Origin of the sequence: Bacillus sp. FSL K6-1560, from assembly GCF_038592935.1 — a bacterium.
Classification (GTDB): Bacteria; Bacillota; Bacilli; order Bacillales; family Bacillaceae; genus Bacillus; species Bacillus subtilis.
This window is the reverse complement of the sequence record NZ_CP151946.1, coordinates 770,911-784,652: the sequence shown is the minus strand read 5'-3', so window position 1 is coordinate 784,652 and position 13,742 is coordinate 770,911. Positions and strand designations below refer to the sequence as shown.

At 43.4% G+C, this 13,742-nt stretch carries 13 protein-coding genes; 8 read left to right on the top strand and 5 right to left on the bottom strand.

Annotated elements, in window-relative coordinates:
- Positions 1-20 precede the first annotated feature (20 nt).
- Entirely contained in the window at positions 21-1,817 is a 1,797-nt protein-coding gene (locus tag NYE22_RS04085; RefSeq protein WP_032726831.1) for a M3 family oligoendopeptidase, read from the bottom strand.
- A 134-nt stretch (positions 1,818-1,951) separates the two neighbouring features.
- Between NYE22_RS04085 and NYE22_RS04080 the strand changes: the two genes are divergently transcribed.
- On the top strand, positions 1,952-2,794 hold the full coding sequence (locus NYE22_RS04080; protein WP_032726832.1) for an oxidoreductase: 843 nt from the start codon (positions 1,952-1,954) through the stop codon (positions 2,792-2,794).
- Positions 2,795-2,883: 89 nt separating this feature from the next.
- Positions 2,884-3,345, top strand: coding sequence for a metalloregulation DNA-binding stress protein MgrA (mrgA, locus tag NYE22_RS04075; RefSeq protein WP_014477938.1), 462 nt, complete (start codon positions 2,884-2,886; stop codon positions 3,343-3,345).
- Between the two features lie 42 nt (positions 3,346-3,387).
- Here the strand turns inward: mrgA and htrB are convergent, their stop codons facing one another.
- Positions 3,388-4,764: a serine protease Do-like protein HtrB gene (htrB, locus tag NYE22_RS04070; RefSeq protein WP_015251256.1), complete on the bottom strand. Its 1,377-nt coding sequence runs from the start codon at positions 4,762-4,764 to the stop codon at positions 3,388-3,390.
- 277 nt (positions 4,765-5,041) lie between these two features.
- Between htrB and cssR the strand changes: the two genes are divergently transcribed.
- A complete protein-coding gene (gene cssR, locus NYE22_RS04065; RefSeq protein WP_003228529.1) occupies positions 5,042-5,719 on the top strand; it encodes a secretion stress-responsive two-component system response regulator CssR in 678 nt (225 codons plus the stop codon).
- Positions 5,716-7,071 (top strand): secretion stress-responsive two-component system sensor histidine kinase CssS, encoded by a 1,356-nt coding sequence (cssS, locus tag NYE22_RS04060; protein WP_342412312.1) that lies wholly within the window; start codon positions 5,716-5,718, stop codon positions 7,069-7,071. The genes cssR and cssS overlap by 4 nt, the downstream gene beginning before the upstream one ends.
- A gap of 27 nt (positions 7,072-7,098) precedes the next feature.
- Here the strand turns inward: cssS and spxO are convergent, their stop codons facing one another.
- Complete coding sequence (gene spxO, locus NYE22_RS04055) at positions 7,099-7,263, bottom strand: anti-adapter protein SpxO (RefSeq protein WP_003221681.1); 165 nt, start codon at positions 7,261-7,263, stop codon at positions 7,099-7,101.
- A 167-nt stretch (positions 7,264-7,430) separates the two neighbouring features.
- Between spxO and NYE22_RS04050 the strand changes: the two genes are divergently transcribed.
- The gene (locus tag NYE22_RS04050) at positions 7,431-8,306 is read left to right on the top strand and encodes a TetR/AcrR family transcriptional regulator (protein ID WP_003243192.1); all 876 of its coding nucleotides are present in this window, start codon (positions 7,431-7,433) and stop codon (positions 8,304-8,306) included.
- A gap of 39 nt (positions 8,307-8,345) precedes the next feature.
- Here the strand turns inward: NYE22_RS04050 and fumC are convergent, their stop codons facing one another.
- Together fumC and NYE22_RS04040 are read right to left on the bottom strand one after the other, a co-directional pair.
- Complete coding sequence (gene fumC / locus NYE22_RS04045) at positions 8,346-9,734, bottom strand: class II fumarate hydratase (protein WP_003228523.1); 1,389 nt, start codon at positions 9,732-9,734, stop codon at positions 8,346-8,348.
- 66 nt (positions 9,735-9,800) lie between these two features.
- Positions 9,801-9,986, bottom strand: coding sequence for a YvzF family protein (locus NYE22_RS04040; RefSeq protein ID WP_003221676.1), 186 nt, complete (start codon positions 9,984-9,986; stop codon positions 9,801-9,803).
- A gap of 117 nt (positions 9,987-10,103) precedes the next feature.
- Here NYE22_RS04040 and gerAA point away from each other — a divergent pair, with 117 nt between their 5' ends.
- Genes gerAA through gerAC form a run of 3 tightly spaced genes read left to right on the top strand, consistent with a single transcriptional unit; the run spans position 10,104 to position 13,736 of the window.
- Complete coding sequence (gerAA, locus tag NYE22_RS04035) at positions 10,104-11,552, top strand: spore germination receptor protein GerAA (RefSeq protein ID WP_038429601.1); 1,449 nt, start codon at positions 10,104-10,106, stop codon at positions 11,550-11,552.
- Positions 11,521-12,618, top strand: a complete 1,098-nt coding sequence (gene gerAB / locus NYE22_RS04030; protein ID WP_342412311.1) for a spore germination receptor protein GerAB — start codon at positions 11,521-11,523, stop codon at positions 12,616-12,618. The genes gerAA and gerAB overlap by 32 nt, the downstream gene beginning before the upstream one ends.
- The gene (gerAC, locus tag NYE22_RS04025; protein ID WP_342412310.1) at positions 12,615-13,736 is read left to right on the top strand and encodes a spore germination receptor protein GerAC; all 1,122 of its coding nucleotides are present in this window, start codon (positions 12,615-12,617) and stop codon (positions 13,734-13,736) included. The genes gerAB and gerAC overlap by 4 nt, the downstream gene beginning before the upstream one ends.
- Positions 13,737-13,742: the final 6 nt, after the last annotated feature.

Genomic DNA, 13,742 nt, shown 5'->3' with positions numbered 1-13,742 from the left:
TTAACGCCACGGCTTTTTCTTTAAGATTCGGTCATTTGTATAAAGGTTTCGGCGTCACGCACAGCCAGCTTGATGGCATTCTCCCAGAAATCGCGCTTCGTGATGTCAGCGCCCAAATGCTTCATCGCCAAATCCTCCACTGTCATAGAAGCCGTATCTCGCAATAGCGCCATATACTTCTCTTCGAATGCGTTTTTTTCTTCAAGCGCCAGCGCGTAAATGCCAAGAGAAAACAGGTAGCCGAATGTATAAGGGAAATTGTAAAACGGCACCCTCGTGATGTGAAAGTGAAGTTTTGATGCCCAAAAAAGCGGATGATATTCTTCTAACGCATTGCAGTATGCCTCTCTTTGTGCCTCTTCCATCAGCTCATTCAAGCGGCTGGCCGGTACCACTCCCCGCTTTCGTTCCTCGTAGAATCTCGTTTCGAATAGAAATCTTGCGTGAATGTTCATGAAGAACGCAACACTTCTTTGCACTTTATCCTCCAGAAGAACAAGCTTTTCTTCCTTGGTCTCGGCCTGCTGGACAGTCGCGTCCGCCACTATCATCTCTGCAAACGTTGAAGCTGTTTCTGCAACGTTCATGGCGTAGGAGCGGTTTAACGGCCTGACGTTGAGCATTGCTTCCTGATGAAACGCGTGCCCGAGTTCATGCGCAAGGGTAGAGACATTTGAGGCGCTGCCCGAAAATGTCATGAAAATCCGGGATTCCCCGCTGTCAGGAAAACTGGTGCAAAAGCCGCCGACTCTTTTTCCGCTCCTGTCTTCCGCCTCAATCCAGCCGTCCCGAAACGCTTTTTCAGTGAATGAGGACAGCTTTTTGCCAAACGTTGAAAACTGGCTGGTAATGATATTTGCGGCTTCATCATACGAATAGACCTTTCCGTCAGAACCGATCGGTGCCTCGACATCGTACCAGCTGAGTTTTTCAAGGCCGAGCATGGATGCTTTCCGGTTCAAAAACTGAACGAACGGCTTCTTGTTTTCAGTGATGACCTGCCACATCGTATCAAGTGTTTCTTTTTTCATCCTGTTAATTTGCAGCGGTTCCTTCAGGACATTCTCCCAGCCGCGCGCTTTATAGGTTTCGAGCCGGAATCCCGCCAAATGATTCAGCGTGTTGCTGAAAATATCTTGCTTGCTCTCCCAAGCTTGGCGGAAACGTTCATATACTGTTTTTCTGACAGTACGGTCTTGATGGTCCATCATATTCTCCGCCTGACCGACAGACAATTGCTTGTTTTCACCATTTTCCCCATACGGGATCGTCATTTTCCCGACAACCATATTGTATAAGTCACTCCAAGCGTGATATCCGTCCACCGCAAGGTTTCCGATCAGTTTTTCTTTACCGGGGCTAAGCTTTTCGGCAACCCTCTGTCTTCTTTCATTTAATATGTAAGAAACATCGCGCAATCCCGGTTTTGTTAACAATTCATTCCACACGTCTTGATTAATGTCCACAAGTTTATGATCTAATGTAACGAGCGACGATTGAAAATCTGCGGAAAGCCGGTTCATGAGTGCCTGATGCTCTATAGCCTTTTGATCATTGATATTCTGGGCCTGGAGGCAGGCAACAAACGCGCCGGCCTGCTGAAGCTTGACGGATGTCTGTTCGAATAAATCAAGCAACGCGGTCAGCCCTTCAGCCTCTTCAGGCGATTCAGGCACCTGAAACGCATCAGTCCTGTCTTGAAATGCACGCAGACTTTGTGACAGCTTCTCAATATAACCTTTGAATTCTTCCGATTGGCTCCCGCCCTTAAAAAATGAATCAAGATCCCATCTTTGGCCTACCCCTTGCAGCGCCATATCACAAAACCCCTTTCCTTCTTTCGTTCTATTATAGAACAATTCTGAATTGTTGTATAAAAATTTCTTTTTACAGGCGTCATCTCCTGTTCAGGATAGTACAATAGCTGTAGCCGTTTAATAGGAGGTATAGGATGAATAAAAAAATAGCCATCGTAACAGGAGCGTCCAGCGGCTTCGGTCTGCTGGCAGCTGTAAAGCTTGCCCGATCATTTTTCGTGATAGCCACATCAAGACAGCCTGAAAAAGCGGAACAGCTTCGAGAATTGGCTGCAGCACACAATGTGTCTGATTCCATTCTCATTACAGCTCTTGATGTCACCGAGGAACAATCTATAGTCTCATTCGGAAAAACCATTAGTGCTTATGCCCCGATCGACTTACTCGTTAACAACGCCGGAACGGCTTATGGAGGATTTATTGAGGATGTGCCGATGGAACATTTCAGACAACAATTTGAAACGAATGTCTTCGGTGTGATCCATGTGACAAAAACCGTTCTCCCTTACATAAGAAAGCATGGCGGCGCAAAGATTATAAACGTGAGCAGCATCAGCGGACTGACCGGATTCCCAGCGCTGTCGCCATATGTTTCTTCCAAGCATGCATTGGAAGGTTTTTCTGAAAGCCTGCGTATCGAGCTGCTTCCGTTCGGTATCGAAACCGCTTTGATCGAGCCGGGCTCATACAAGACATCGATCTGGTCAACGTCATTATCAAATTTTATGTCGGTGCCTGCTGACGATTCAGCCTATCATCAATACTATAAAAAGATCCTTTCCTATGTTCAAAAAAACGGAGAAGAAAGCGGAGATCCCCAAGAGGTTGCCGACCTCATTTATCAATTGGCAACAAAACAGCACATAAAGAAATTGCGATACCCGATCGGAAAGGGCATCAAGCTCACCCTGCTATTCCGATCGCTTTTTCCTTGGTCTGCGTGGGAGTCTATCCTGAAGAAAAAGCTATTCAAATAACCTAAATTATAATTATTATAATTTAGTATTGATTTTTATTTAGTATATGGTATAATTAAATCAACAGATCACAAGGAGGACGTTATCTTATGAAAACTGAAAATGCAAAAACAAATCAAACATTAGTTGAAAATTCAATGAACACACAATTATCAAACTGGTTTCTTTTATACTCTAAGCTCCACCGTTTCCATTGGTATGTGAAAGGGCCTCATTTCTTTACATTGCACGAGAAATTTGAAGAACTTTATGACCATGCGGCTGAAACAGTCGATACCATCGCTGAGCGCCTGCTGGCGATTGGCGGACAGCCTGTTGCCACAGTGAAAGAATACACTGAGCATGCATCTATCACAGACGGCGGAAACGAAACATCAGCTTCAGAAATGGTACAAGCATTGGTAAACGACTACAAACAAATCAGCAGCGAATCTAAATTCGTGATCGGCCTGGCTGAAGAAAATCAAGACAATGCGACAGCGGACTTGTTTGTCGGATTAATTGAAGAAGTTGAAAAACAAGTATGGATGCTTTCCTCTTACTTAGGATAAAAAAAAGCTGAACCCTATTTGGGTTCAGCTTTTTGTTTTTTCTTAGCTTGAACTGCTTTCTGTCTGCTTGGTCAGTGTCGCGTTCAACGTTTTCGTTTTTCCCTTTCGCAGCACTTGGATTGTTGTTTTATCTCCGACTTTTAAGTCTTTGTAAAGGATCTGACGGATATCCGCACTGCTTTCCACGTCTTTACCGTTTAGTTTGACAATGACATCCTCAGATTTAATACCTGCTTTTTCTGCCGGCGAATTTGCTTGAACTTCTTTTACATAAACACCTTTGCCCAATTGATCTCCAAACAGGCCGAGCGTATTTTCCTGATAGGTTTCAGGAACTTGTGACATGTCAATCATCTGCACGCCTAAAAACGGACGGTCCACCTTCCCGTTTTGCAGCAGCTGGTCAACAATCGGCTCGACATCATTGCTTGGGATCGCAAATCCAAGTGATTCCACGCCGCTTTCACTCACCTTCAAGCTGTTGATGCCGATGACCTGGCCACTTGCATTGATTAATGGGCCTCCGCTGTTCCCCGGATTGATCGCTGCATCGGTTTGCAGCACGTTCATTTCCACCGTCCCTTGTGTTGTATCCACATCAATTGTCCGGTTCAGTCCGCTAATGATGCCTTGTGTCACCGTACCGGAAAACTGCTGTCCGAGCGGGTTACCGATAGCGATTACCTTTTCGCCAGTGCGCAGCTGTGAAGAATCACCAAAGCTCGCCACTTTTTTGACGTTCTTGCTGCTGATTTCCAAAACTGCCAAATCAGTAATGGTATCGCTGCCGACAAGCTTGGCAGTTTCCGTTTCTCCGTTGTATAGCGTAACAGTCAGCTTGTTCGCGCCTTCAACGACATGGTTGTTTGTAATGATATACGCTTTATTGCTGTCTTTTTTGAAAATAACACCTGACCCGGTTCCGCTTTCACTTTCTGAGCTGGAGCCTCCTCCTGTGCCGAATGTGTTATTTTGAGAGGTTTGGATATTTGAGATTCCGACAATCGTAGGCTCTAAATCCTCTACCATATCAGCGATGTTTGATGCGTTCGTTATCGGCGCCGTTGTAAAATTATCAGACTGCACCTGTTTATTTGCGGAAGCGGTCTCGGTCGCCTGATTTTGGTCTGACGGCAGATAAGGCGCGATGCCAAGCATGAGGCCCCCGCCGATAATACCGCCTAAAATCGGGCTCAGCCATGCGGCTCTCCGTTTCTTTTCTTTTTTCACAGCCGTTTCTTGCTTTTCCATTTCTAAAGCAGAAGCCGTTTCCTGCCGTCCCGCTTCATACGACACAGGCGCGTCAAGCAATTCTTGTTCAGAATGTCCAATCAGCTTCTGGTTTTCTGTATTCTGCTGTTCTGTATGTGAAGGTTCAGTTTGATGTTGATCGTTTTGGCCATCACGTCGATAATCCATGTTCTTACACTCCTTTAACGGTTATTCATTTATCGTTACATATTCATCGCATGTACAAGTTCAATTGTCCCAATAATGAGGAGAAAAGCAAAGCACCAAAATAGAATATGTTTGATCATCCTACATCTTCCTCGCTCTTTTTCTCTTCCTTTCTTCCCTTAACCATATCATAAACAAACATTGTGGGATAAAGATGAAAAGAATATGTGAAATTATGAAAATTGCCTGCCGTATGTTAAAACTAGTTTATAATGACGTTGAAAGGATGTGAAGAGCCTTGTCATACACCATTTATCTAGTTGAAGATGAGGATAACCTGAATGAACTGCTGACGAAGTATTTAGAGAATGAGGGCTGGAACATTACATCTTTTACGAAAGGTGAAGACGCCAGAAAGAAAATGACACCGTCTCCCCACCTATGGATTCTCGATATCATGCTGCCGGATACCGACGGCTATACATTAATAAAAGAAATCAAGGCGAAAGATCCTGACGTGCCGGTCATTTTTATTTCCGCCCGAGATGCGGATATTGACAGAGTGCTTGGCTTAGAGCTTGGCAGCAATGACTACATTTCAAAGCCGTTTCTGCCGCGGGAGCTGATTATCCGTGTGCAAAAGCTGCTGCAGCTCGTATATAAGGAAGCTCCTCCTGTCCAAAAAAATGAAATTGCCGTCTCCTCGTATCGGGTCGCTGAAGACGCCCGCGAGGTCTATGACGAAAACGGGAATATCATCAATTTGACGTCAAAGGAATTTGATCTGCTGCTATTATTTATCCATCATAAAGGGCATCCATACTCTCGTGAGGATATCCTCCTAAAAGTGTGGGGACATGACTACTTCGGAACAGACCGGGTCGTTGATGATCTCGTCCGGAGACTGCGCAGAAAGATGCCTGAATTGAAGGTGGAGACGATTTACGGTTTCGGCTACAGGATGATGTCATCATGAAAAACAAGCCGCTCGCGTTTCAGATATGGGTTGTCATATCCGGCATCCTGTTAGCGATATCGATTTTACTGCTTGTGTTATTTTCAAACACGCTGCGAGATTTTTTCACTAATGAAACGTATACGACGATTGAAAATGAGCAGCATGTTCTGACAGAGTACCGCCTGCCAGGTTCGATTGAAAGGCGCTATTACAGCGAGGAAGCGACGGCGCCGACAACTGTCCGCTCCGTACAGCACGTGCTCCTTCCTGAAAATGAAGAGGCTTCTTCAGACAAGGATTTAAGCATTCTGTCATCTTCGTTTATCCACAAGGTGTACAAGCTGGCTGATAAGCAGGAAGCTAAAAAGAAACGTTACAGCGCCGACGTTAATGGAGAGAAAGTGTTTTTTGTCATTAAAAAGGGACTTTCCGTCAATGGACAATCAGCGATGATGCTCTCTTACGCGCTTGATTCTTATCGGGACGATTTGGCCTATACCTTGTTCAAACAGCTTCTGTTTATTATAGCTGTCGTCATTTTATTAAGCTGGATTCCGGCTATTTGGCTTGCAAAGTATTTATCAAGGCCTCTTGTATCATTTGAAAAACACGTCAAACGGATTTCTGAACAGGATTGGGATGACCCAGTAAAAGTGGACCGGAAAGATGAAATCGGCAAATTGGGCCATACCATCGAAGAGATGCGCCAAAAGCTTGTGCAAAAGGATGAAACAGAAAGAACTCTATTGCAAAATATCTCTCATGATTTAAAAACGCCGGTCATGGTCATCAGAGGCTATACACAATCAATTAAAGACGGAATTTTTCCTAAAGGAGACCTTGAAAACACTGTAGATGTTATTGAATGCGAAGCCCTTAAGCTGGAGAAAAAAATAAAGGATTTATTATATTTAACGAAGCTGGATTATTTAGCAAAGCAAAAAGTGCAGCACGACATGTTCAGTATTGTGGAAGTAACAGAAGAAGTCATCGAACGATTGAAGTGGGCGCGGAAAGAACTATCGTGGGAAATTGATGTAGAAGAGGATATTTTGATGCCGGGCGACCCGGAGCAATGGAACAAACTCCTCGAAAACATTTTGGAAAATCAAATCCGCTATGCTGAGACAAAAATAGAAATCAGCATGAAACAAGATGATCGAAATATCGTGATCACCATTAAAAATGACGGTCCGCATATTGAAGATGAGCTGCTCTCCAGCCTCTATGAGCCTTTTAATAAAGGGAAGAAAGGCGAATTCGGCATTGGTCTAAGCATCGTAAAACGAATTTTAACTCTTCATAAGGCATCTATCTCAATTGAAAATGACAAAACGGGTGTAACATACCGCATAGCAGTGCCAAAATAGACTGTAGATGTTTTGCAGTCTATTTTTTTATGTGAAAGAATAGCCGTTAAAATCTCTGTAATTTGTTTTGAGCGGCTGTTTGCATTGATGAACCCATTTTTTCTCTGACAAGGTCTGCTTCGGATATTTGACTTTCTCCACTTTGATTCCTCTGTTTCGCAAGCGGCTGATCATTTCGTCCAATTCTCTCATTCTAGATTCACCCTTTCGCTTGAGCTTTGACCATTCGGTCATCTCAATTTATAATATAAATAATACATGATAAAAAAACAAGTTACAATAAGGTTAATTTTATAACAGACGGTGTGACTATATGGTCATATCCTAGCAGGCCTCCGGGCTCCGAAAGGGTGGAACCATTGAAGGAAAAAGAAAAACTGATTATTGAAACAGCCTTAAAACTATTTGCCCAAAAAGGATACAACTCAACATCAGTCCAGGAAATCGCAAAAGAATGCAAAATATCTAAAGGCGCTTTTTATATTTATTTTCCTTCGAAAGAAGCGCTTCTTCTCTCTATGCTGAACTACTATTATGATAAAACGTTTACCCGAATTTTAAATATTAAAACGAAGGGCGACAGCCCCAGAACGGCTTACCGTAAACAGCTGACCGTCCTCTATGAAAACATTCTTGAACACAAAGATTTTATTAGCATGCAGTTGAAGGAGGGTTCTCTGCCTTACACAGAAGAAGTGGAGCAATGCGCAAAAAAAATCCGCCAGTCCTCACTTCAATTTCATATCGACAGCCTGCTGAACATCTATGGAAAAAAAGCGGAACCGTACACTGCTGAGCTTTGTTTTTTAATAGAGGGCATCAGCCAGATTTACCTGGAATGCATGATTTTGCTCGGGTACACTGTGAAGCCGTCTCAATTAGCTGATATCATTATGAATCGAATTGATGATATGGTAAAAGGCATGTCTGAACGAAACGATAAGCCTTTCATCACATTGGAAGAGGCGAGCTCTTTATTCGGGCCTCTTACGCACGGACGGCCTGACCCGCTGACTGAATCGATTGTGAAAAGCCTACGTGACAAAATTAACAGCTTAAACACAAACTCCTCTCTTGAATTATCGGAGAGCTTGGACATACTTGAAGCAGAAATGAAGAAAAAAACACCGAAGCTGGCGATCATAAAAGGAATGATTCATAATCTGACGGAGTCTGAAGCTCTCGCCAAAGATGCGGAGCAGCTTAAATATTTATTAAAACAGCAACATATTTAGAAGAACGGCTGCTTAAAAAGCAGCCGTTCTTTCTTTCTATTACGCCTTTGGTTTTACCATGTCTTCCGGCTTAACCATTTCGTTAAATTGCTCCTCTGTCAGCAATTCAAGCTTCAAAGCTGCTTCTTTGAGCGTCAATCCCTCTTTATGGGCAAGCTTAGCGATTTTCGCCGCGTTTTCATAACCGATATGCGGGTTCAGCGCCGTAACAAGCATTAATGAATTTGACAGGTTTTCCTGAATGGTTTCTTTATTAGGCTCAATACCGACAGCACATTTATCATGGAATGAATTCATGCCGTCACTGAGCAGCTGCACAGATTGCAGGAAGTTGTAAATAATAACAGGCTTAAACACGTTCAGTTCAAAGTTCCCCTGACTCGCCGCAAAGCCGATTGTCGCATCGTTCCCCATGATTTGCGCTGCGATCATTGTTAACGCTTCGCTTTGTGTCGGGTTGACTTTACCAGGCATAATGGAGCTTCCCGGCTCATTTTCAGGAATGACGATCTCCCCGATTCCGCAGCGAGGTCCGCTTGCAAGCCATCTGACATCGTTCGCGATTTTCATTAAGTCCGCCGCAAGCGCTTTTAATGCGCCATGCGCATAAGTGATTTCGTCATGGCTTGTCAGCGCGTGGAATTTATTCGGCGAGCTGCTGAACGTTTGGCCGGTCAGCTTAGTGATCTCTTCTGAGACAAGCTCTCCAAACTCTGGGTGGGCATTGATACCCGTTCCGACAGCCGTTCCACCAATTGCAAGCGCACGCATTTTATCTGTCGCTTCCAAAATCATTTCCTTCGAACGGTCCAGCATGTGAACCCATCCGCTGATTTCCTGTCCGAGGGTCAGTGGCGTAGCATCCTGAAGATGCGTGCGTCCGATTTTGACAATATCATTGTATGCTTTTGCTTTTTCATCCAGTGTATTGCGAAGCTGATCAAGCGCTGGCACAAGCTGCTCGTAAACAGCCAAAACAGCGGCAACATGCATCGCAGTCGGGAATGTGTCGTTTGAGCTTTGGCTTCGGTTCACGTCATCATTTGGATGAATCGTTTGATCAGAGTTCTTCTCTTTTAATAAAGCAGTCGCACGGTTGGCTACCACTTCGTTCATGTTCATATTGCTTTGTGTGCCGCTTCCGGTCTGCCATACGACAAGCGGGAAGTTGTCATCGTACTTGCCTTTGAGCACATCATCACAAACCGCTGCAATCGCTTCTGCTTTTTCAGCATCCAGATTGCCGAGGCGTTTATTAGCTAGAGCAGTGCTTCGTTTTAGGATTGCAAACGCCTTCACAACACGCATCGGCATTTTTTCAGAACCGATCTTAAAGTTCTCCTTGCTTCGCTGTGTTTGGGCGCCCCAAAATTTATCAGCAGGAACTTTTACTTCTCCCATGGTGTCTCGTTCAATTCTGTATTCCATTTATGTATCCCTCCATAACGGTTGCTTCAATAGATCATAATTCGCCAATGACACAAAAAATCCTTTTTATTTTTCGATCTTGGCAGATTTTAATTTTAATTCAAGATATACGCGGGAATCCTTTGAATATTTGTATTTTGGATTCGTCCTTCCGTACTCCTTTGATGTATAAGAGACATCATAATGCTTTTCAAATGATCTAATGAGCTGTTCAATTTCTTCTTGTTTTCCAGCTAGCCTTACCTGTGCCACTTCGTATCCTCCGCTTTCATAAAAAAACTTACTCCATGAAATACTCTAACACAGTATATCATTTTTTTAACAGGAAAAGATAACCTCTACTAAGGTTTTGGATAAGAGGTGACCTCATTGGAACAAACAGAGTTTAAGGAATATATACACGATAATTTAGCATTGGTGCTGCCAAAATTAAAAGAAAACGATGATCTGGTGAAAAACAAAAAAATGCTTGCGAACGGACTGGTTTTTTACTATCTCTATTTCAGTGAAATGACTGATGAGAATAAGGTGTCAGAAGCCATTAAAACTTTGATTAAAGATGAGGAGACCTTAACGCTTGACCAGGTCAAAAAACGCCTTGACCAGCTTGACGCAAGACCTATTGAAACCGCAAAAAAAACGATTGAATCGATTCTCAACGGCAATTGTGCTGTGTTTATCAACGGATTGGATAAAGCCTATATTCTGACCACAGGAAAGAAAAAAACAAGAAGCCTGACAGAGCCGACAACTGAAAAAGTGGTACGCGGTCCAAAAGTTGCGTTTGTAGAGGATATTGATACAAATCTCGCTCTGATCAGACAAAGAACCTCTCATCCGAAATTGATCACCAAAAAAATCATGATCGGCGAAAACAAGCTGAAGCCGGCAGCCATTATGTACATTGAAGGCAAAGCAAAAAAGTCCGTCATAAAAGAAGTGAAGGCGCGGCTTAAAAATATCCAGCTGGAAGATATCCAGGACAGCGGAACGCTCGAGGAGCTCATTGAAGATAATAAATATTCACCATTTCCGCAGATTCAAAATACGGAAAGACCTGACAAAGTATCTTCAGCCCTGTTTAACGGCCGTGTGGCAATTTTGGTCGACAGTTCACCATTTGTGCTGCTGGTGCCGGTTTCTCTCGGCATCCTGATGCAATCCCCGGATGACTACTATGAACGCTGGATTTCAGCATCTCTTATCCGGTCGCTGCGCTTTGCTTCTATCTTCATCACATTGTTTTTGTCATCGATTTATATTGCACTCGTTTCCTTCCATCAGGGGCTGCTGCCGACCGCACTCGCCGTCACGATTTCGGCGAACAGAGAAAACGTGCCGTTCCCTCCGATATTTGAAGCCCTGCTGATGGAAGTAACCATCGAGCTGCTAAGGGAAGCCGGACTGCGACTCCCCAATCCGCTCGGACAGACGATCGGCCTCGTCGGGGGCGTAGTCATCGGACAGGCGGCTGTAGAAGCGAATCTCGTCAGTTCAATTATGGTCATTGTCGTCAGTGTCATTGCCCTGGCATCCTTTACCGTTCCTCAATACGGAATGGGTCTGTCTTTCCGGGTGCTGCGTTTTATTTCGATGTTTTCCGCCGCTATTTTAGGGCTGTACGGCATTATTTTATTTATGCTTGTCGTGTATACGCACTTAACGAGACAAACGAGCTTTGGGTCTCCGTATTTTTCGCCAAACGGATTCTTTAGCCTGAAAAATACGGATGACTCCATTATCCGTCTCCCAATTAAAAACAAACCAAAAGAGGCGAATAATCCAAATGAGCCAAAAACAGACTCCACTGAAACTTAATACCTTTCAAGGTATTTCTATTATTGCTAATACAATGCTTGGGGCAGGACTTTTAACATTGCCGAGAGCGCTGACCACTAAGGCTAATACGCCTGACGGCTGGATCACGCTGATATTAGAAGGTTTCATTTTTATTTTCTTCATTTATTTAAACACGCTCATTCAGAAAAAACATCAATATCCTTCACTGTTTGAATATTTGAAGGAAGGGCTTGGGAAATGGATCGGCAGCATCATCGGACTTTTGATCTGCGGCTATTTCCTCGGCGTAGCAAGCTTCGAGACCCGGGCAATGGCTGAAATGGTGAAGTTTTTCCTGCTGGAGAGAACCCCAATTCAAGTCATTATTTTAACGTTTATTTGCTGCGGTATTTATTTAATCGTTGGAGGTTTAAGTGATGTGTCACGGCTGTTTCCCTTTTATTTAACGATAACCATTATTATTTTGCTGGTTGTGTTTGGGATCAGTTTTAAAATTTTTGATATTAATAATTTGCGTCCTGTTTTAGGCGAAGGCCTTGGACCCATTGCAAACTCCCTTACCGTCGTTTCCATCTCTTTTTTAGGAATGGAAGTGATGCTGTTTCTTCCTGAACATATGAAGAAAAAGAAATACACATTCAGATATGCGTCTCTAGGATTTTTAATTCCGATTATCTTATATATCCTTACGTATATTATCGTTGTCGGAGCTTTGACCGCTCCCGAGGTAAAAACGCTGATTTGGCCGACTATTTCTCTCTTTCAGTCCTTTGAGCTTAAAGGCATATTTATTGAACGGTTTGAATCGTTTTTACTGGTGGTCTGGATCATCCAGTTTTTCACCACATTTGTCATTTACGGATACTTTGCCGCTAACGGGCTAAAGAAGACATTCGGATTATCGACTAAAACAAGCATGGTGATTATCGGCATAACGGTCTTTTATTTTTCTCTCTGGCCGGATGACGCCAATCAAGTCATGATGTATAGCGATTATCTTGGCTATATTTTTGTCTCCCTGTTTCTGCTTCCCTTCATTCTCTTTTTCATTGTAGCTCTCAAGAGGAGGATTACAGCAAAATGAAAATCCGGATTTTATGTATGTTTATATGCACCCTATTGCTGTCCGGATGCTGGGACAGTGAGAATATCGAGGAATTAAGCTTAGTGATCGGAGTAGGGCTAGACAAGCCTGACGATGAAAATTTAGAGCTGACACAGCAAATTCTCGTGCCGAAAAAAATCAGCGCCAAGGAGGGCTCTTCATCTGATCCGACACAGCTTTCTATCACAAAGGGTGAAACTGTCCATCAAATGATGAGAACCTCTGCATTAAAGCATAATCCTACGTTTTCACAGCATTTGCGTCTCATTCTGCTTTCCAAAAGCGTGATTGCAGATCAAATTGGAATGGACGCGATCATTAACCAGTTTGTCAGAGACAACGGAACAAGGAGGAGTTCCTACGTCTTTATCACCAACGGCCGAACTAAGGATATATTTAAAATGAATGATGAAGACGAGCCCGCATCCAACGTGATATATGATCTGACAGAGAATAATAAAGTGACGATCAGAATGATGGAGCCAGTTACACTGGGGGAGATCTCAGAACACTTAACCTCTGACGATTCATTCCTCATCCCTCATGTCGGTAAGGAAAACGGCAAGCTCGCGATAAACGGAGCCTCTATCATCAAAAATAAATTATGGCACCGGAATCTCACCCCGATTGAGGTTCAAAATATTAACTTATTTTCTGGCACTGTCGAGGGAGGCGTCATTGAGATGAAGCACGATGGCCATCTCTTTTCTTATGAAGTATATTCGAGCAATCGGAAGATCAAGACGGCCTATAAGGACGGAAAGTTCAAATTCACCGTCACCCGCACTATTGAAGGTCGTCTATCTGAGGACTGGAATCCCAGTGAAGATTCGTTTAAGGATTCATATATTAAAAGCATTGAAAAGACAGTCGAAAAACAAGTACACAAAACAGTAACGACATTTATTACAGAGAAGCTGCAGAAAGAGATCAAAGCGGATGTGACTGGATTGGGAAACCAAGTCAGAATTCATTATCCTCAAAAGTGGAAAAAGATCGCAAGAAAATGGGATGATGATTATTTCAGCAATGCGGAAATAGACTACCGGGTCAATGTGATTGTCAGAGACTTCGGAACGAAAGGCGCAAACAAATAGGAGCCG

What these genes read in the sequence shown, in the direction of transcription:
- NYE22_RS04085 (WP_032726831.1), bottom strand. Translation starts at nt 1,817, where the DNA reads ATGGCGCTGCAAGGGGTAGGCCAAAGATGGGATCTTGATTCATTTTTT.
- NYE22_RS04080 (WP_032726832.1), top strand. Translation starts at nt 1,952, where the DNA reads ATGAATAAAAAAATAGCCATCGTAACAGGAGCGTCCAGCGGCTTCGGT.
- mrgA (WP_014477938.1), top strand. Translation starts at nt 2,884, where the DNA reads ATGAAAACTGAAAATGCAAAAACAAATCAAACATTAGTTGAAAATTCA.
- htrB (WP_015251256.1), bottom strand. Translation starts at nt 4,764, where the DNA reads ATGGATTATCGACGTGATGGCCAAAACGATCAACATCAAACTGAACCT.
- cssS (WP_342412312.1), top strand. Translation starts at nt 5,716, where the DNA reads ATGAAAAACAAGCCGCTCGCGTTTCAGATATGGGTTGTCATATCCGGC.
- spxO (WP_003221681.1), bottom strand. Translation starts at nt 7,263, where the DNA reads ATGAGAGAATTGGACGAAATGATCAGCCGCTTGCGAAACAGAGGAATC.
- fumC (WP_003228523.1), bottom strand. Translation starts at nt 9,734, where the DNA reads ATGGAATACAGAATTGAACGAGACACCATGGGAGAAGTAAAAGTTCCT.
- gerAB (WP_342412311.1), top strand. Translation starts at nt 11,521, where the DNA reads ATGAGCCAAAAACAGACTCCACTGAAACTTAATACCTTTCAAGGTATT.
- gerAC (WP_342412310.1), top strand. Translation starts at nt 12,615, where the DNA reads ATGAAAATCCGGATTTTATGTATGTTTATATGCACCCTATTGCTGTCC.